The following is an 18,393-nucleotide window of genomic DNA, read 5'->3' as shown; positions in this document are numbered from 1 at the left end:
TGCTCCTCGGAATGGGGGTGCTCAGGCGTGGCCGGTGCTCAGGACTGCACCGGCCCGGGTCTTTGCGGGGTCCTTCACGAAGGCGTCGATGAGGGTGAACAGTTCCGCCGGGCGTTCGTGCACGACCGCGTGGCCTGAGCCCACCTCCGCGTAGCGCGCGTCAGGGATGCCGCCGAAGAGCATGCGGGCGTGCCTGACCGGGACCATCTGATCCTGTGCGCATCCGATGACGAGTGTCGGGGAGGAGATCCGGGGAATCTGCTCGGAGATGTCGACGGCCCGGTTGAAGAGCATCTTCGACAGCCGGTCCGGCCCTGACGCGGTGCGGGAGACGATCTCCGCGAGCTCGGTCTCGGTCCTGGCCGCGAGGTAGGCGTCGCTGTATGCGGTGAGGACCATGAACCCCGGGAGCGCCGGATGCCGGTCGAGGCGCAGGCTCTGCCAGATGTCGTTGCGCAGTCGTTGCTGGATGTCCGTCCTGGCCCAGCCGGCGACGAGCACGAGGTTCTCGACGAGATCGGCCCGTTCCGCGCCCAGTGCCGCCGCGATGACGGCCCCGAACGAATAGCCGACGAGATTGACCGGCTCGTCCGGGCTCAGGTGCTCGATCACCGCGGTGGCCTGGGCCGTGTAGTGCGCCGTCTCGGCGACCTGTGCCGGGTCCTCCGGATCCACGAAGTCGAAGGCGATGACGCGATGGCGCATCGCGAGCATGGGGAACAGCGCCCAGAAGTTGTTGTACGCCGAGCCGCCTGTTCCGTGCAGCAGGACGACGGCCGGGCCCGTGGCCGTTCCAGGAGCGCCGGAATCATAGTAGGTGATCTTTGTTCCGGCCACGGCCAGCGTGCCCTGTCGCACGTTCGGAGGGAAAGTCACTCGAGCCTCTCGGGGGGAAGGGAAGGACGGGATCGGAACCGGCCGCCGCTTCACGGCGGTGCGTCGCGGGCGGGCCTGGCCGATTCCAGGACGGCCCCGATGTCCGGGAGTTCCTCCAGGCCGCGGACGCTCTCCGCCAACCGCGCCAGGCGGCCGTCGTCCAGTCGTGTGAGCGGTTGCAGCCGGGACATCAGCGCCCGGCCGGTCGACCGGTCGTAGACCGTGGTCGCCGGAGCTCCGGAGTCCGCGGTCACTCCGTCGTGGGTGACGTCGACGGACGTTGCGTGGGTGGGCACCGCCGGATCGGGAAGCAGGTCGATCCTGGCCGTGAGCCGGCGGACCGCTGCGGTGTCGGGGGACTCCAGATGCTCGATCGTCACGTCGCCGTGGAGCAGGGCCAGGGCGATGCAGGTCCGCAGGCTCATCAGCGCCGCGGCCCTTGTCCGCACCGCCGCCGTGGTGTCCACCCCCGGGTAGGTGATGTCGTCCGCGTTCATGCGGACCCGCACCCGCTCCACGTCGGACGCCCGGAACCGCCGCGCGGCCTTGAGCGCGAGGACCTGTTGGACCGGGGCCTGGTTGAACGCGCAGACCGGGTAGGGCTTCAGCAGGACGTCCTCCACCGCCCAGCGCTCTCCCAGCCCGTCCAGCACGGAGGCGGGGGCGATGTCGGCGGTCGCGAAGGCGCGGTGGAATCCGTTGGCGCCCTCCAGGGTGTCGGGGGCTCCGAACACTCCCTCCGCGGCCAGGTAGGCGGCAACGTACCCGTTGCGCGCGGCGAACGCGGTCTGGTAGCGCCACTCGTCGCTTCCCCGCAGCCATGTCTGGGTCAGGCCCGACGACGTGTTCGCGGCGAACGCCAGAGCGCTGGTGAGGGCCGTCGGTCCCAGCCCGATCGCCTTGCCCACCGCGGCGGCTCCGGCGAGCGGCCCGTACAGGCCGGTGGGACGGAACCCTCGGCGTGAGATCTGGCGGACGGACGCGGCACCGATCCTGGCGCCGACTTCGTAGCCGGCGACCATGGCGGTCAGCACCTGGGCGCCGTCGATCCTGTGCTGCTCTGCGGCCGCCAGCAGCGGTGGCAGCACGGTGCTGCCGAAGTGGCTGATGGCAGCCGGGAGTTCGTCGTGCTGTGCGCGGGCGCCCATGGCCAGGGAGTTGGTGACGACGGCTCGTTCGGCGGGCGCCGGCAGGCCGTCGGTCAGCCTGGTGGCGGCTTGGGCGGCCGGCAGTCCGGCCGGCCAGGGCGTGCGGTCCTGTCCCGGGACGCGCTCGTCGCGAGCGGCGAGTGCGACGACGATGTTGTGCTGAAGGATCAGCTTGGCCCGCTCGCGGACGCGCTCCGGCAGATCCGCGGAGGAGAGCTCGGACACGAAGTGCGCGAGCTCTTCGAGGAGTGCGGGCGGCCGTGTTGCTTCCGGCATGGCTTCCCTTCCCTTCCGTGGCGGACAGTCGAATCGGTGGGCGGGGCGAGGCCGTCACCTCAGGGATTCCACATAGTGGAGTGTGCTTCTACAACATGATATATGGTCTGCCTGAAAAGGAGAACCTGTCAAGTTCCCGACGGAGCCGACACCACCGGGACCGGGGCAGGTTGGGCAGGGCGAAGCACCGCACCACACACCCGGTCCCGCTCTCGAATGCGAGCCGAATTCTCTTGGCGGCAATGCGCGTTGTACATCCCCGGAGGGGAATCCCGGACGGGCGGTGTGGCCACCCGCCCGGGCCAAAGGGATTCACTTCCTCAGGAGGACTTGCGCCGCGGACCGCGGTTCGGGGAGCTCTCCTCCAGACCGAGGTGCGCGCCCATCTGCTGAGCGACGTCCTTGATGGTCGGCAGGGCCTCGGTCATCGTCTCCCGGGTCCATCGCAGGGCCGGCCCCGTCACGTTGATCGCGGCCACCACCCGCCCGTCGAGGTCACGGACGGGCACGGCCACAGCGGTGGCGCCCGGGATCGTCTCGCCGACGCTGACGGCGTACCCCCTGGCACGGACCTCGTCGAGTTCGTGCAGGAACTCCTCGGACGAGTGCGCGGCGGTCGGCGCGAGCGCCGGCCAGTCGAGCGGGGCCAGGATGGACTTGCGTTCCGGTTCGCTCATCCCGGCGAGCAGGACCTTGCTGCTGGCACCGGCATGCCAGGGGAACGTACTGCCGACGCCGCTGCTCATCCGCATCATGTGACGGCTTTCCACCTCGGCCACGCAGATGCGTCCCTCCGGCGAAGCGATGTGCAGGCCCGCCGTCTCACCGGTCGCGTCGCGGAGCGACTGCAGGTAGGGACGGCTGATCGCGGGCAGTTCGCTGGTCCGACCGCTCTGGAACATCACGCGTGCCAGTCGCGCGATCGAGGGCCCCAGGCTGTACAGCCCGGAGTTCGGGTCCTGTCTGATAAAGCCGTTGTGCTGCAGCGCCTTCGTCATACGGTGCGCGGTCGGCAGCGTCAGTTCTGTTATTTCACAGATCTCTTTGAGGGAGCGGGAGGGATGGTCCGAGGAGAAGGTGAACAAAATCGCCAGCGCGCGCTCGATCGACTGCGAACCACGTGGTCCCGTGGATTCCGAACTCTCTTGTCCCATCGCTGATTAACTTCCTAGTCGTTGACGTCCGGCCGTGCGTTCCCTCGACCCGGCGGTCGAAGCGAAACGCAACGCTACGGGGAAGCCGGGCCGCCATGTGGACAATCGACCGGGCGCCGGGCCCGGTGCCTGCTAGCTCGACTGCCGATCTGCTCGGGGGCTCCAGTTGACGAGCACCACCTGTTCGGCCGCCTCCTCGAAGACGGCCTCGACCGGCATGCCGATGCGCAGCTCCTCAGGCGCCACATTGACCAGCCGGCCCAGGAACCGCAGTGTCGAAGCCTCCTGGAGGCCGTCGATCTGCACCAGGCCGACCGCGTACGGCGGAGGGAGCCCGGGGATGGTCTGCTGCATCACCACGGTCCAGGTGAACAGCCGCCCGTACGGCGGAACCACCGTCCACCCGGAGGCAGCCGACAGGCACCGGCGGCAGACCGGTCGGGGTGGCCAGCGCAGCAGCCCGCAGTCCGCACACTGCTCCACCGACAGCTCGTGGCGCAGAGTGCCGCTCCAGAACTCGGCGAACTCGGTGAAGCCGGGGTCCGGCAGCGGCCGGGTCATGACGTTGCTCCGACGCGGTCCAGGACGGCGAGCGCGCCGTCACCGAGATCCCCCCAGCCGGTGACCGCGACGTGCCGGACCCCGTCGAGCTGGCGGTCTCCGCACTCGCCGCGCAACTGGCGGGCGGCCTCGATCACATGGCTCAGACCCGACAGGTGCCCCTCGGCCAGCAGGCCTCCGTGCGTGTTCACCGGAAGCCGCCCACCGGGGTCGATGCCGCCCTGCTCGCAGAATCTGCCCGCAGTGCCGACCGGAGTGAATCCGGCGGCTTCCAGTTGGTGGATGACCTCGAAGGTGAAGCAGTCGTAGATCATGGCGGCGTCCATGTCCTCCGGGCCGAGGGACGCCCGGTCCCAGGCAATCCTGGCGGCGTGTTCGAGGCCGATTCCCAGCAGATCGGGCCGGTTGGTGAGATCGTCGGGCGATTCGGGCCGGCCTTCGCCGACGCTCAGAATCCTGACCTGGGGCCGTCCGCCGGTGTCCCGCACTCCGGCTCGGACGATGATCGCGCATCCGCCGTCGGTCTCCAGACAGCAGTCGTAGCGGGTGTACGGATCGGCGATCACCCGTCCGGCGAGGTACTTCTCCAGGGACAGCGGCCGGCCGTAGGTCTGCGCGCGCGGGTTCCGCTGCGCGTACCGGTTGGCGCTCACCGCGACCGACCCCAGCTGCTCACGGGAAAGGCCGTGTTCGTGCATGTAACGCCGGCAGATCATCGAGTAGCGCTGGGCCGGGGTGTTCCAGCCGTACGGGTGCTCGAGCTGCGTCCTGAAATGCTGTGCCGGCTGCTGCGACGGCCGCTGGTGGATACGGCCGTCGGAGACCCCGTTCCGGGCTCGGAACATCAGTACGTTCCTGGCGGTACCGGACGTCACGGCCAAAGCGGCGTGCTGGAGGCCGGCCACGGCACCGGCGCCTCCCATGTGGATCACACAGTTGTAGTTCAACCGGCGCAGCCCCATCGCGGACATGAGCTCCTCCGGCGACACCGCGAAGGGGTGGCTGATGATGCCGTCGATGTCCCGGGGGTCGATGCCGGCGTCACGGCAAGCCGCCAGAACGGCCTCCACCGCCAGGCCGGTCGGGGTGCGACGGCTGGCCCAGGAGTAGTCCGTCTCCCCGACCCCCGCAATGACGGCGTCGCCATCTGCTCTCACCGTTTCCTCCTTCTTCCGTCACGGGATCCCGCTGCGTGCTTCGGCCTCGGCGCTCCGCGAACCGGCCGGGGCCGGTCAGCTCAGTGCGGACGCTATGGTCTCGACCGTGGTCAGCCGTGTCCTGGCGCTGCCGCCGATCGACAGCACGATCTCCTCGACCCCGGCCGCCTCGTACTCCTGGAGCACATCGGCGATGTACGAGGCGGGGCCGTCGATGCGCCCGGCGGTCCAGGGCGGCTCGGCGGGCCTGTCCTCCGTGATCCGCAGCGGGGAGAACAACGCGACGGGCGGGGCAGGGAGCCGGCCGGGAGAGTCGGGATATTCCTCGCGCCGCAGCTCCGCGATCCGTTCCCGGCCGTTCGCGACCGCGTCCGGCGGGAGTCCTCGTACATGCGGATGCCAGGTATCGCCGAGCCGTGCCACCCGGCGCAGCGCCGACGGGCCGTTCCCGCCGATCCAGACCTCCGGGCGGTACTCCTGGCCGCTGGGAACCACGGACATCGCCTTGATGTCCGCGTACGCGCTGTGGTAGCTCGCCGACCTGGGGTCCTCGTCCCAGACCCCCCGGACGAACCGCACCACGTCGTCGGTCCACGGCCGCCGGTCGGCGAACGGACCGACCCGCAGGGCGTCGAACTCCTCCTTGAGCCACCCCTCGCCGACGCCCCACCGGAAGCGCCCTTCGGTCAGGTACGCGATGGTGCCGACCAGCTTGGCCCAGTGCAGATGCGGTCGATAGGGCAGGATCGCCACGCTGGTGCCCAGCGGGCAGTCCGGGCGCAGCGCGGCGAGGTAGCCGAGCGTGGTGAACGCCTCCAGGAAGATCCGGTCGGTCGGAACCCGGTACCGGCCGCCCGCCGGACCGGCGGTCCCGCCGTACGGGTAGGGCGTCTCCTGCTCCGCGGCCAGGGCGAAGTGGTCCCCGGCCCACAGCGCCGCCGCACCCGCGTTGACCGCCTCGGCCGCCACCAGACGCAGGGCGTCCGTCGTGGCCGCGTGGCCGACGTGCGGAACCACAAAACCTGTTCTCATGGCGTGGCAGTCCTCTCGGTGGGAACGAGGCGGAAGCGTTCCACCTCCCTCTTGGTGAGCGTGCGTGGGATCTCCGGGATGAATTCCACGTATTTCGGGACCTTGAAGTAGGCGACTCGGTCCGCGCACCAGGCGCGCAGCTCGTCCGCCGACAGGGCCGCGCCCGGCTTGAGCGCCAGCCAGGCCCGTATCTCCTCATCGCCGAGGGAGGACGTGACCGCGGTGATCGCCGCGTCCTCGACCAGGGGGTGACCGGTGAGCAGGCGTTCGATCTCGTCCACCGAGACGTTCTCGCCGGCACGCCTGATGAAGTGGCCCATGCGCCCGAGGTAGATGAGATAGCCCTCGGATATCCGGCCCAGATCCCCGGTGTGGTGCCACAGCCCGCGCCACCGTTCCGCCGTGACGTCCGGGTGCCCGTAGTACCCGAGCATGAACGAGGCGGGTTCGGCCGGTCGGACCACGATCTCGCCCTCGTCCCCGTCGGCGCAGAAGGACCCCTGGGGGTCGACGATCTTGATCTCGACCCCGTTGATCCCCTCGGCCCGACCGCATGAGCCCGGCCTGCGGTCATCCGGTGTCTCTGAGGAGATCAGCACACCGGTCTCGGTCTGGCCGTACGCCTGGAGCACCGGGAAGCCGAAGCGCTCCTCGAACTGCGCCCACTTCTCGGGGTTGTCCCAGCTGCCGAGGGTGCCGATGCCGAGCCGGAAGCTGTGCGCCCGCTCCGCCTCGGACGGGGGCCGCTGCAGCAGAATGGAGGAGATCGCCACGCCCGTGTTCGTGATCGTGGCGCCCGCGGCAGCGGCGTCGGTCCAGAACGACGAGGCGCTGAACCACCTGTTGAAGTGCGTCCTCATACCGCAGTACATGGGGCCCAGCAGCCCGTTCTGCTGCCCGCCGACGTGGAACAGGTGGCCCGGGCCGTAGTGCACGTCCGACGGCGTGCCGCCGGTGACGGCGGCGTACCGCCGGGCGGCGGCCAGGAGGTAGCCGTGCGGGACGAGCGCTCCCTTGGGCAGGCCGGTGCTCCCGCCGGTGAAGGTGATGCACGCGGGGCTCTCCGCGGTGATGGCCGCGTTCCGGTCCCACTCCTGGTCCGAGAGCGTGTCGAGGGTGTCGCTCGACGGGTAGGGCGCCGCGGACCGATCGGACAGGGTGCTCGCCACCAAAAACACCCGGAGGTCCGCGAACTCGTCGCCGCGGTCCTGGAGCATGCGGAGGAAGACGGGGAGCAGTTCGTCGTCGACAAGGATGATCTTGGGACCGACCTCCCGCAGCGAGTAGGCGAGGTCTCCGCTCTGCAGCGAGGCGTTGAGCGGGGCCCAGATCGCTCCGGTCTTCGCGCAGGCGAACCAGGACAGGACATGCTCCACGGAGTTGTAGCCGAACTGGGCGACCACGTCGGCCCGGCCGATCCCCAACTGCCGGAAGCCCGCCGCCCATCGCGACGACCGCCGGTCGGCCGTGCCGTAGCTGAGGTCGTGGCCCCGGATACGGGCCAGGACCTTGTCGCCCAGTGAGGCGCGTTCGGCGATGAGGTCCGCGAGGGTGCGGACGTCCGCCAGTGCCGTGCTCATTCGGTTCTCCTCCTCGACTGCTTGCTGCCCGTCCCCACCGGGGTGTCGTGGCGTTGCCGCGGCGCCGGCCTACCAGATCGCGACGGGGTCAACGGGACTTCCCGTGCCGCCCACGATCGGCAGCGGTGCGGCGACGAACATGAACTCGTGCACGCCCTCGGTGCCGAGCTCCTCCAGGTTCAGCCACTCGACCAGGTGCACTCCGTACTCCCGGATCAGAAGCTGGTGGACGGGGACCGGCCCGCTGTCCTGCACGCAGTCCGGACGCCGCTCGACCGCCTGGTTGTCGGCCCCGACGACCGCCACGTCGCGTTCGGCCAGCCAACGCGCGCCGTCCAGGTCCAGACCCGGCTGCGCGCCCAGCAGTTCGGCCGGAATGCGGTGCCGGTCCAGGACCTGCCTCAGCCAGCCGGTCCGCAGCAGCACCGCGTCGCCCGCTTCGACGTCCACTCCGGCATCCGCCGCGGCACGCTCCAGCTCGGTCCGGCCGACAGGAGCGTCGGCCGCGTCCAGGTAGGGCTCCACGTCGAGCAGCACACCGCGCGTGACGATGCCGCGTGCGCCGGCGATGTCGAGGCGGTGGGCGCCGCTGCTGCGCACCTGCGCCCTGCTCACCCCGTCGAAGAGCTGCCCGTCGCGCCAGACGTGCGACAGGGCGTCCACGTGGGTGCCGGCCCCGTGGATCTCCAGGCCGATGAAGTCGGTCGCCGACTCGACCCCGGCTGTGGCCTCATTGCCGACGAGCGCGAAGTCCCCGCCGTCCCGGAACATCATGTGCAGGGCCGGGAAGTGCCCGTCGGGCTGCGGCATGTTCCGCCGGATCGGAATCCCGAGGCTCGCCCTGCGGCCCAGCCGCACACAGGCCGCCGCACGCACGACCTGCTCCGGGCCGATGGTGTTCAGCGCGCCCGCGGACGCCGCCCCGGGCCAGCGCGACCAGTTGCCGGGCCGGTCTGCTAGGGCTTCCAATTCTTCGCCTGCTCCCGGATGGTGGCCGCGTCGAACTCGTTGTAGTACTTGACGAGGTCGTTGTCGATCAACTGGCTGACCGGGACCGCGGCCTTCACCTGTCCCGACTTCATCAGGAAGTCGCGGTAGGCGCCGTAGTACGCCGGGTCGGAGTACCCGTACTGCTGCTGGCCCGCGGGCAGCGCGTCCAGCGCCCACTTGCCGCTGCGGGCCTTGAGCGAGAGGGCGAAGTTCTTGAGATTGGCGGCGGAACTGCCCGTGGCCGGTTCCGAGTCCGGATACGCCTTCCACAGGATGCGCACCGCGGCCTCCGGGTTCTCGGTGCAGAACACGATCCCCATGGCGAGGGCGCGCCCGATCCCGGCGATCTCCTTGGGGTTCTTCTTGATCGTGCTGCCCTTGGCCGACAGCACGTTGCTGGGGTAGTTCGCGGCCTGGCCGATGTCGACCGGCTGGAGGGGCGTCTTCAGCAGCTCCTTGACCTCGGTCATGTAGGCGTCGGAGAGCGCCACCGCGTCCACCGCGTGCTTGTTGATGGCGGCGACTGCCTGCGCGCCCTCGCCGATCACCAGGAACTTGACCTTGTCCGGATCGCCTCCGGCATCGGCGACCAGCCCCTGGACCAGGGGCTGGGCGGTGCTCCCCTCGGCGAAGATCCCGACCGTCTTGCCTTCGAGCTGCTTGAGGTCGGTCAGCGGAGTGCCGCCGATGGTCGAGACCTCGATGATGTTCTTCTGGTTCCAGGTGAAGAACGCCTGCACGCCCTCGTTGATGTCCGTCCCCATCATGAAGGCCGGGTCCGGGATGCCGACGTCGGACGCCCCGGTGACCACCTGCTTCTGGGGCGACGAACTGCCCGGCACCAGGTTCACGTCGGTCATGTCGACGCAGGAGTCCTTCATGTAGCCCAGTTCCTGGGCGACCACGAGCGGTGCGTAGGAGACCGGCATGGTCGCCGCCGCTCCGCCGACCGTCACCTTGTAGGTGGTCGGGCAGTCCTTGCCCCAGGCGTTCATGTCGACGGCCTTCGACGGCGTCGACGCGGGAGTCGACGAACTGCCGCATGCGGCCGCGCCGAGCATCAGCAGGGAGATCCCGGCCGAGAGGATCAATTTTCTGTTTCTCGCCACTTTTTTCTCCATCTCGTCATTGACATGGCTGGCAGGTGGTCCGGGCGTCGGGTCAAAGGATTTCGGCGATCACTTGGTGCTGGTGTCGCGCCAGCGGAGCAGCCGTCGCTCCAGCACTCCTACCAGTGCCTGAAGCACGAGCCCTATGGCTGCCAGCACGAGGAGGACGGCGAATGATCCGGCGGTGTCCACGACCGCGTCGAGGGATGTCATGAGCTTTCCCAGCCCCTCGCGCTGTCCAACGAATTCCGAGACCACCGCACCGATCAGGCCGAAGACGACCGACAGTCGCAGTCCGGCGAACAGATAGGGCAGGGACATGGGAAAGCGCAGTTTGACGAAGGTCTTGAAGGGACCGGCGCCCAGCGAGCGGAACATCTCCAGGTAGCTTTTCTCGACCGAGTCGATCCCGGCGATGGTGTTGACGAACACCGGGAAGAACGCCTCGATAGCGATGAGGATGACCTCGGATTTGAGATTGAACCCGAACCAGAGGACGAAGATCGGCGCCAAAGCGATTTTGGGGAGCGACTGGAAGCCGACGATGTAGGGGCGCACCAGGATGTTCGTCCATTTCGACAGCGCCACCGCGGTGCCGACGACGAGGCCGAGAGGGCAGCCGATCACCAAACCGATGGCCAGCGCATAGAGCGTATGCAGGCCATTGGTCTGGATGGCGTCCCGATCCCAGAGCGTGCGGAATGCGGAGAGGATTTGCGTCGGGCGGGGCACGATGATGGGAGAGACCTTGAGTGCCTCGATCACCAACTCGGCGACAATGACCGAAACCACCAGGACGAGCAGTTGTATCGCCAGGATTCCGAGTCGCCTGCCGTGCCTGACGAGTAGCCGTGGCCGCCGTCCTCCCGGCCGGTCCCGCTTCTCCTGCTGCTCCTGTCGAGAAACCAAGGTAGCCACTCAGCTAGCTCCCAACGCTAGGCCCAGACTCTCGCGGATGGTCGCCACCGAACGGGCGAATTCGGGTTCCCGCTGCATGGCGAGGGTACGGGGCCGTTCCAGTTTCACGGAGACGTCGCCGATGATACGACCGGGCTTGGAATCCATGACCACGACCCGGTCGGACAGAAAGACGGCCTCGCTGATGGAATGGGTCACGAAGAGGACGGCATTGCCGAGCGTGCTCTGAATACGTGAGAGCTCGACGCCCATCGTGTCGCGGGTCATGGCGTCAAGGGCGCCGAACGGTTCGTCCATGAGCAGGAGCGGGGGATCGGTGATCAGCGCCCGGGCGATGGAGACACGCTGTTGCATTCCCCCGGAGAGCTGTTTCGGAAGCGATTCGGCGAATGATTCGAGACCTACCAGGCCGAGCAGTTCCCGGGCGCGCCTTTCGGCTTCCTGCGGCGAAAGGTCGGTGCCGAGTTCCGTGGCCAGCAGAACATTTTTGAGAGCCGATCGCCAGGGTAGCAGGAGCGCGGACTGAAACACCATCGCATAGCGCATGGCGTCGCCTCGGTAACCTCGCGCACCTGCCTTCCCTGCCCCTTTCGCCGAGGCACCGGCCGCTGTCCGTCCGGTGCGGCCGAGCCCGTTCGACACCGTTCCACTGGTCGGGTCCACGAGCCCCGCGATGATGCGGAGCAGAGTTGTCTTGCCGCATCCCGACGGTCCGACGATGGAGACGAATTCCCCCTCTTCCACGCGCATGGAGACGTCGACGAGCGCGGAGAAATCCGAGCCCGACTGACGATAGGTCATGCCGACGTGTTCAACGCTGAGCGCTGGTTCATCGAATGCCGAACTCACAGCTGGCCTCCCGTTTCTGGGTGTGTCGGCGAGTATCGATTTCTGCCGTGCCTCATCGGGTCGTCCGGTGCGCCCGGCCTCCTGCTCCGGTTTGCGGAGTGCTCGGGGAGGTCACGGGCGGAAACAAGCCAGACATGTCTCCGGATGGCGGATGTGCCGCAGAGGTCTCGCCGGCCCGCCCGGCGAGTCTTCGACCGCAGGTTTCTCCAGGTCAGGAGCAGTGCGCCCGGTCCATGCGACACTTCTTCATAGTGTGGATGTTCTGCTTACTATGTGGAAGCAGTGTCACGTTAAACTCGCCGAGACCTCGTGTCAACGGGTCGGACCGAGGATGAACAGTCCGCTGACCGGTGCGGAAGCCGGGTCCCAGGACGGTCTCGCGCCGACCCGGAGTGCTCGGGCCGGTCGCCGCGACAACTTGTCCGGGATACGTCTCGCCGAAGCGGTTGTTGACATCGGCGTGGTGGTCTCAGGGGGGTGGGCGTCTCGGGGTGTCGCTGTTCGCGCCGGCCGGCCCGCGGTTCTCCGGGCACCGTGCGGGCCGCACCCGTACCGCACAATGGCCCTGTGCCCTCCCGCGACGACATCTCCACCGACGACCTGCGGCTGCTCCTCGCCCTCGCGCGCACCGGCAAGCTGGTCGCGGCAGCGGCGATCGTCGGCATCGACCACACCACGGTGCGTCGTCGGCTGCGGCGGTTGGAATCCAGCTTGGGCGTCACCCTGATCGAGCACGGCTCGGACGGATGGGTGCTGACCGAACTCGGCCGTGTCGTCGTCGAGCGCTCCAACCGCCTGGAGGACGTCGTCCACGACGTGCGCGCCGCGGTCCAGGGCGTCGAAGGAACCGTCCGCGGCACCGTCCGCATCGCCGCGCCCGACGGTTTCGGCGCGTCCTTGGCCTGCTCCGCGATCGCCGAGGTCGTGCGAGAACATCCCGGCATCACGGTCGAGCTGGTGACGTCGACGCGACCGCTGAGCCCGCGCGCAGCCGGATACGACCTGTCGGTCAGCATCGGAGAGCCCCGGCAGGGATGGCTCGCCTCCGAACTGCTCACCCGCTACGAGCTCGGCCTCTACACCAGCCACGATTACCTCCGCCGGCACGGACCTCTTCGGAGCACTGCCGACCTGGCCAACCACCGCCTGGTGTTCTACGTCGACTCACACCTGGCGGTGGCCGAACTCGACCTGGCCCGCAGCTTCGCCGGGATGGGCGTGGGGTTCGCCTCCACCAGTGTGCACGCCCAACTCGCGGCGACCCGGGACGGTGCGGGCATCGGCCTGCTGCCCTCCTTCCTCGCGGAACCGGAACCGGAACTGCGCCGCGTGCTGCCTGCCGAGGTCCGCTTCGTCCTCGCCTACTCCCTGAGCCTGCGCAGGGACAGCCCCGCTCCCGACGCCGTGGAGCTCATCCGAACCGCCCTGCACCGCCATGTCGCGGGACACCAGCGCGAGCTGCTTCCTCTGGCGTGAGCGCTGGAGAAGGCCCGGCGCGGCCAGGCGCGCGCCGGACTGTGCAGAAACGCAGATCCGCTGTGCATGATCAGTACTTGTCTGCCTTCTCAGGTGAGGGGCACCCTTGCCGGTGATAACCCCTCACCGAGGAGGACCCTTGTCGGCCGTTCCCCTGCCGAGCGAGATGAAGGCAGCCGTTCTCGTGGGCGACGCGCCCGAGCTCGAGATCCAGCACATCCCAGTGCCCCGACCGCGTGCCGGGGAGGCTCTGGTCAAGATCCGCTCCTGCGGGGTCTGCCACACCGATCTGCACGTCATCAAGGGCGAGGTCGGCTTCCCCCGCCCCGCGGTGCTCGGCCACGAGATCAGCGGAAGCGTCGTCGCGCTCGGAGCCCCGGCCGACCGGCCCGGGGGACTGGCCGTGGGCGACGACGTGGTGGGGGCGTTCATCATGCCGTGCACCACCTGCGCGTCCTGCCTGCGGGGCCGCGACGACCTGTGCGAGAACTTCTTCGCGCAGAACCGGCTCCACGGCACGCTGTACGACGGCGAGAGCCGGCTGTCGACGGCCGACGGCTCGTTCCTCGCCATGTATTCGATGGGTGGACTCGCCGAGTTCGCGGTCGTGCCGCTGTCCGGCCTGGCCGGACTCCAGCCCGGCATCGAGCCGGTCACAGCGGCCGTCCTCGGCTGCGCCGCCTTCACCGCGTACGGTGCCGTCCATCGCGCTGGTCGGGTCCGGTCGGGCGAGTCGGTCGCCGTGGTGGCCGTCGGCGGAGTCGGCTCCGGGGTGGTGCAGCTGGCCAGAGCCGCCGGTGCCGATCCGGTGATCGCCGTCGACATCGACGAGGACAAGCTGGCTGCCGCCCGCCTGATGGGTGCGACGCACGTGGTCAACTCGCGGACGACCGACGCCCGTGCCGCGATCCAGGAGATCTGCGGCGGCGTCGACGTCGCCTTCGAGGCGCTCGGCCACCCGGCCACCTTCAGCCAGGCCGTCGGACTGCTCGGCGACGGTGGCCGGATGGTCGCGATCGGCATCGCCGCCGGCCAGGCGAAGGCCGAGATCGAGATCACCCCGCTGGTCCGCCGCGGCTACACCGTGACCGGTTCATTCGGAGCCCGGACCCGCGAGGACCTGCCCGCTGTCGTCGAAGCCGCAGCCCACGGCGGGTTCGACGCGGCCGGTCTCGTCACCCGGCGTTTCCCCCTCGACGACGCGAACGAGGCGTACCAGGCGCTGGCCCGCGGTGAGATCACCGGCCGCGCCGTCGTCGTCATGGACTGACCGCCGCCCGGCCCCCGATCATCCCGCCGTTCAATCCCCTGTTGGAAAGGCCGCCCATGTCCGAGTCCGCCACCGCCGCACCTCCTGAGCGCATTCCGCACTGGATCGACGGCTCGCCGTTCGATCCCGTCGACGCCCGTCTGGGTCCGGTCTACGATCCCGCCCTCGGGGTGCGGACCGCGTCGGTCGTCTTCGCGACGCCGGGCCACGTGGACCGGGCCGTCGCGGCGGCGACCCGCGCGTTCCCGGCCTGGCGCGACCTGTCGATGGCCCGTCGGCAGGTGGTCCTGTTCCGCTTCCGCGAACTGCTCAATGACCGTAAGGACGAACTGGCCGCGATCATCACCGGCCAGCACGGCAAGGTGCTCTCCGACGCACTCGGCGAGATCGCCCGGGGCCAGGAAGTCCTGGAATTCGCCCTGGGCTTCCCCGAAATCCTCAAGGGAGCGTTCTCCCGCAACGTCTCCAGCGGTGTCGACGTCCACTCCTTCCGCGAACCGGTCGGCGTGACCGCCGTCATCAGCCCCTTCAACTTCCCGGCCATGGTGCCGATGTGGTTCTTCCCGGTCGCGCTCGCCGCCGGGAACACCGTTGTCCTGAAGCCGAGCGAGAAGGACCCCTCAGCCGCGATGTGGCTCGCCGCCCTGCTCACCGAAGCGGGTCTGCCGGACGGCGTCTTCAACGTGGTCCACGGCGACAAGACCGCCGTGGACGCGTTGCTTGAGCACCCCGACGTCGCGTCCGTCTCGTTCGTCGGCTCCACCCCGATCGCCTCCTACATCTACGAGGCCGCCGCTCGGGCCGGGAAGCGTGTCCAGGCCCTCGGCGGGGCGAAGAACCACATGCTGGTGCTCCCCGACGCCGATCTCGACCTTGTCGCCGACGCCGCGGTCAACGCCGGCTTCGGTTCCGCCGGCGAGCGGTGCATGGCCGTCTCGGTGGTGGTGGCGGTGGAGCCGGTCGCCGACACTCTCGTCGCGAAGATCACCGAGCGCATGGCCGGCCTGCGGACCGGAGACGGCAGGCGCGGCTGCGACATGGGACCGCTGGTCACCCGGGAGCACCGCGACAAGGTCGCGTCCTTCATCGACCTCGCCCACCGGGACGGTGCCGTGGTGGTGGTCGACGGTCGCTCCGTCGTCCCCGACGGCGTCCCCGGCGGCTTCTGGCTCGGTCCCACCCTCATCGACCGTGTCCCGAGCACGTCGAAGGTCTATACCGAGGAGATATTCGGGCCGGTGCTGTCGGTGGTGCGGGTCGCATCGTACGAGGAGGGCGTGGACCTGATCAACTCCGGAGCCTTCGGCAACGGCACCGCGATCTTCACCAACGACGGCGGGGCCGCTCGCAGGTTCCAGAACGAGGTCCAGGTCGGAATGATCGGCGTCAACGTGCCCATCCCCGTGCCGGTCGCCTACCACTCCTTCGGCGGCTGGAAGGCCTCCGCCTTCGGCGACACCAAGGCATACGGCACCCAGGGCTTCCACTTCTTCACCCGTGAGAAGGCTGTCACCACCCGCTGGCCCGGCCCGGACCACGGCGGCATCGACCTCGGGTTCCCGAGTACCGGCTGAGTCACCGTGCCGGCATCGGCGGAGTCGCGTCGCGTCCGGGCCGCGAACGCGCCGGGGGCCTGATCCGCCGGCGGGCACTCCGGGGCTTGATCCGCTCGGGCGGACATCCGGGATCAGGGGCCTCCGCCCCGGGCAGGACGTCCGTCATGGAGGACCCCGGTCGCCTGACCGGGGACCACCTCACCGACGGTGCCGGAGTGGCGCCGCCCCGTCCGGACGGCATCACCCCGCCGTGCTCGGCACGCCTGCCCCGGCCCGCTCCCCGTGCAGCGGGCCGGGACCTGTACCCCGTCCTGCACTCACCGGCCCGGGGCGGCCTCGCGCACCACCGCCCGCACTGCCGTGGCGATGCCTTCCGGGGTGATGCCGAAGTGTTCGAAGAGTTCGCCGGCCGGGGCTGACGCGCCGAAGGTCTGGACGCTGATCGCACGGCCGTCGAGGCCCAGCAGGTCGTGCCAGCCCTGACTGACCCCCGCCTCCACCGTGACCCGGGCGCGTACGGTCGGCGGGATGACGCTGTCCCGGTAGGACGAAGGCTGTTCGTCGAACCACTCGCGGCAGGGCATGGAGACGACTCGCGCGCGGATCGCTTCGTCGGCGAGGGAGCGTGCCGCGGTGATCGCGACGTGGACTTCGGAACCGGTGGCGATGATGACCGCGTCCGGCTCGGCGCCGGGGTCCTGGGCGCGCGGTTCGTAGCGGATGTAGCCGCCGCGGACGGCGCCGGCGACGGTGCGGTAGCCGTCGCCGTGGTCCGGGAACACCGGCAGGTCCTGTCTGCTGAGGCTGAATCCGGTGGGCCGCGCGGGCGCGGTGAGGACCTTCCACAAGGTGAGCGCCGTCTCGTTGGCGTCGGCGGGCCGTACCACGTCCAGGCCGGGGATCGCCCGCAGCGAGGCGAGGTGTTCGACCGGCTGGTGGGTGGGGCCGTCCTCGCCGAGGCCGATGGAGTCGTGGGTCCAGACGTAGACGACCGGAAGCCGCATGAGCGCGGCGAGTCGTACGGCGGGGCGCATGTAGTCGCTGAACACCAGGAACGTGCCGCCGTAGGGCCGGCTGCGGCCGGAGAGCGCGATGCCGTTCATGGCCGCGGCCATGAAGTGCTCGCGGATGCCCCAGTGGATCGTCCGGCCTGCCGGATCCGCACCGGGCTGGGAGTTCGAGGCGGGGAGGAACGAGGAGGTGGCGTCGACAGTGGTGTGGTTGGACTCGCCCAGGTCGGCCGAGCCGCCCCACAGCTCCGGCAGTCGCGCCGCCGCGGTCTTCAGCGCCCGGCCGAACGCCTTGCGGGTGGCCACGGGCGTGCCGGCCCCGAACGACGGTCGGGCGTCCTCGAAGCCGGCGGGCATCCGCCCGCTCTCCAGCCGCCGCCACAGGGCGAGCCCGTCGGGACGGCCGGCCGCCCACGCCGCGAAACGCTCGTCCCAGGCGCGGTGGGCGCGGGCCCCGGCCGCGCGCGCTGCCGCCGTGGTCCGCCCGCGGACCTCCTCCGGTACGTCGAACGTCGCGTCGGGGTCCGCTCCCAGCACGGCCTTGGCCGCGCGGACGGCCTCGGCGCCGAGCGCGGAGCCGTGGGACGCGGGGGTGTTCTGCGCGCCGGGAACCGGCCAGGCGATGGTGCTGCGCATCAGGATGATCGACGGGCGGTCCGTCTCGGCCGTCGCCTCCTCCAGCGCCCGGGACAGCCCGGGCAGGTCGATGTCGCCGTCGGCGGCCAGTGCGACACGCTGGACGTGCCATCCGTACGCGGCGTAGCGGGCGGCCACGTCCTCACTCGTCGCCAGGTCGGTGCTGCCCTCGATGGAGATGCGGTTGTCGTCGTAGACCACGACGAGGCCGCCCAGCCGCTGGTGGCCGGCGAAGGCACCGGCTTCGGAACTCACGCCTTCCTGGATGTCCCCGTCGGAGCACAGGACGAAGACGCGGTGGTCGAAGGGGCTGGTGCCGGCCGGTGCGCCGGGGTCGAACAGCCCGCGCTCGCGGCGGGCTCCCATCGCCATGCCCACCGCGGTGGCGATGCCCTGGCCGAGCGGCCCGGTCGTGGTCTCCACGCCCGGCGTGAGCCCTCGCTCGGGGTGCGCCGGGGTGAGGCTCCCCCGCTTCCGGTAGGCGCGCAGGTCGTCCAGCGACACCGGGTAGCCCGTGAGGTGGAGCTGGATGTACAGGGTGAGGCTGGAGTGCCCGCACGACAGGACGAAGCGGTCGCGTCCGGGCCAGGCCGGGTCCGCGGGGTCGTGGCGCAGGAAGCGCTGGAAGATCAGGTGGGCCGCCGGGGCGAGGCTGACGGCGGTGCCGGGATGGCCGTGTCCTGCCTCCTCCACGGCGTCCATGGCCAGTACGCGCGCGGTGGTGACGGCCTGCGCGTCGTCGTCGGTCCATGCGAAGGGTGCGGGGCGGATGTCGGTGCTCGTCACGGAGCGCTC

General features: G+C 69.8%; 15 protein-coding genes. 3 read left to right on the top strand and 12 right to left on the bottom strand.

Annotation, left to right across the window (positions count from 1 at the left end):
* Nucleotides 1-21 precede the first annotated feature (21 nt).
* From RLT57_RS01095 to RLT57_RS01045, 11 genes are all read right to left on the bottom strand, one after another.
* A complete protein-coding gene (locus tag RLT57_RS01095; protein ID WP_311295459.1) occupies nucleotides 22-858 on the bottom strand; it encodes an alpha/beta fold hydrolase in 837 nt (278 codons plus the stop codon).
* 68 nt (nucleotides 859-926) lie between these two features.
* Nucleotides 927-2,300: an MmgE/PrpD family protein gene (locus RLT57_RS01090; RefSeq protein WP_311295458.1), complete on the bottom strand. Its 1,374-nt coding sequence runs from the start codon at nucleotides 2,298-2,300 to the stop codon at nucleotides 927-929.
* Between the two features lie 320 nt (nucleotides 2,301-2,620).
* Nucleotides 2,621-3,454, bottom strand: a complete 834-nt coding sequence (locus RLT57_RS01085) for an IclR family transcriptional regulator (protein ID WP_311295457.1) — start codon at nucleotides 3,452-3,454, stop codon at nucleotides 2,621-2,623.
* Nucleotides 3,455-3,586: 132 nt separating this feature from the next.
* Nucleotides 3,587-4,015: a Zn-ribbon domain-containing OB-fold protein gene (locus RLT57_RS01080; RefSeq protein WP_311295456.1), complete on the bottom strand. Its 429-nt coding sequence runs from the start codon at nucleotides 4,013-4,015 to the stop codon at nucleotides 3,587-3,589.
* Nucleotides 4,012-5,172, bottom strand: a complete 1,161-nt coding sequence (locus RLT57_RS01075; RefSeq protein WP_311295455.1) for a thiolase C-terminal domain-containing protein — start codon at nucleotides 5,170-5,172, stop codon at nucleotides 4,012-4,014. Before RLT57_RS01075 ends, RLT57_RS01080 begins: the two co-directional genes overlap by 4 nt.
* A gap of 75 nt (nucleotides 5,173-5,247) precedes the next feature.
* Entirely contained in the window at nucleotides 5,248-6,204 is a 957-nt protein-coding gene (locus tag RLT57_RS01070) for an LLM class flavin-dependent oxidoreductase (protein ID WP_311295454.1), read from the bottom strand.
* Nucleotides 6,201-7,784, bottom strand: a complete 1,584-nt coding sequence (locus tag RLT57_RS01065) for an AMP-binding protein (protein WP_311295453.1) — start codon at nucleotides 7,782-7,784, stop codon at nucleotides 6,201-6,203. The genes RLT57_RS01070 and RLT57_RS01065 overlap by 4 nt, the downstream gene beginning before the upstream one ends.
* Nucleotides 7,785-7,853: 69 nt before the next feature.
* On the bottom strand, nucleotides 7,854-8,753 hold the full coding sequence (locus RLT57_RS01060; RefSeq protein WP_311295452.1) for a cyclase family protein: 900 nt from the start codon (nucleotides 8,751-8,753) through the stop codon (nucleotides 7,854-7,856).
* The gene (locus RLT57_RS01055) at nucleotides 8,741-9,883 is read right to left on the bottom strand and encodes an ABC transporter substrate-binding protein (protein WP_311295451.1); all 1,143 of its coding nucleotides are present in this window, start codon (nucleotides 9,881-9,883) and stop codon (nucleotides 8,741-8,743) included. The genes RLT57_RS01060 and RLT57_RS01055 overlap by 13 nt, the downstream gene beginning before the upstream one ends.
* A 69-nt stretch (nucleotides 9,884-9,952) precedes the next feature.
* Nucleotides 9,953-10,801, bottom strand: coding sequence for an ABC transporter permease (locus RLT57_RS01050; protein WP_311295450.1), 849 nt, complete (start codon nucleotides 10,799-10,801; stop codon nucleotides 9,953-9,955).
* The gene (locus tag RLT57_RS01045) at nucleotides 10,802-11,650 is read right to left on the bottom strand and encodes an ABC transporter ATP-binding protein (protein WP_311295449.1); all 849 of its coding nucleotides are present in this window, start codon (nucleotides 11,648-11,650) and stop codon (nucleotides 10,802-10,804) included.
* 567 nt (nucleotides 11,651-12,217) lie between these two features.
* Between RLT57_RS01045 and RLT57_RS01040 the strand changes: the two genes are divergently transcribed.
* The 3 genes from RLT57_RS01040 (at nucleotide 12,218) to RLT57_RS01030 (ending at nucleotide 15,970) form a co-directional block, all read left to right on the top strand.
* Nucleotides 12,218-13,126: a LysR substrate-binding domain-containing protein gene (locus RLT57_RS01040; RefSeq protein WP_311295448.1), complete on the top strand. Its 909-nt coding sequence runs from the start codon at nucleotides 12,218-12,220 to the stop codon at nucleotides 13,124-13,126.
* A 139-nt stretch (nucleotides 13,127-13,265) separates the two neighbouring features.
* The gene (locus RLT57_RS01035; RefSeq protein ID WP_311295447.1) at nucleotides 13,266-14,396 is read left to right on the top strand and encodes a zinc-binding dehydrogenase; all 1,131 of its coding nucleotides are present in this window, start codon (nucleotides 13,266-13,268) and stop codon (nucleotides 14,394-14,396) included.
* A 56-nt stretch (nucleotides 14,397-14,452) separates the two neighbouring features.
* Complete coding sequence (locus tag RLT57_RS01030) at nucleotides 14,453-15,970, top strand: CoA-acylating methylmalonate-semialdehyde dehydrogenase (RefSeq protein ID WP_311295446.1); 1,518 nt, start codon at nucleotides 14,453-14,455, stop codon at nucleotides 15,968-15,970.
* Between the two features lie 299 nt (nucleotides 15,971-16,269).
* On the opposite strand, the gene tkt is transcribed toward RLT57_RS01030, so the two are convergent.
* Nucleotides 16,270-18,384 carry a transketolase gene (tkt, locus tag RLT57_RS01025; protein ID WP_311295445.1) on the bottom strand — a complete coding sequence of 705 codons (2,115 nt, stop codon included), beginning with the start codon at nucleotides 18,382-18,384 and terminating at the stop codon, nucleotides 16,270-16,272.
* Between the last annotated feature and the right edge of the window lie 9 nt (nucleotides 18,385-18,393).

Origin of the sequence: Streptomyces sp. ITFR-21, assembly GCF_031844685.1 — a bacterium.
Lineage (GTDB): Bacteria > Actinomycetota > Actinomycetes > Streptomycetales > Streptomycetaceae > Actinacidiphila.
This window is presented reverse-complemented; position numbering and strand designations above follow the sequence as displayed.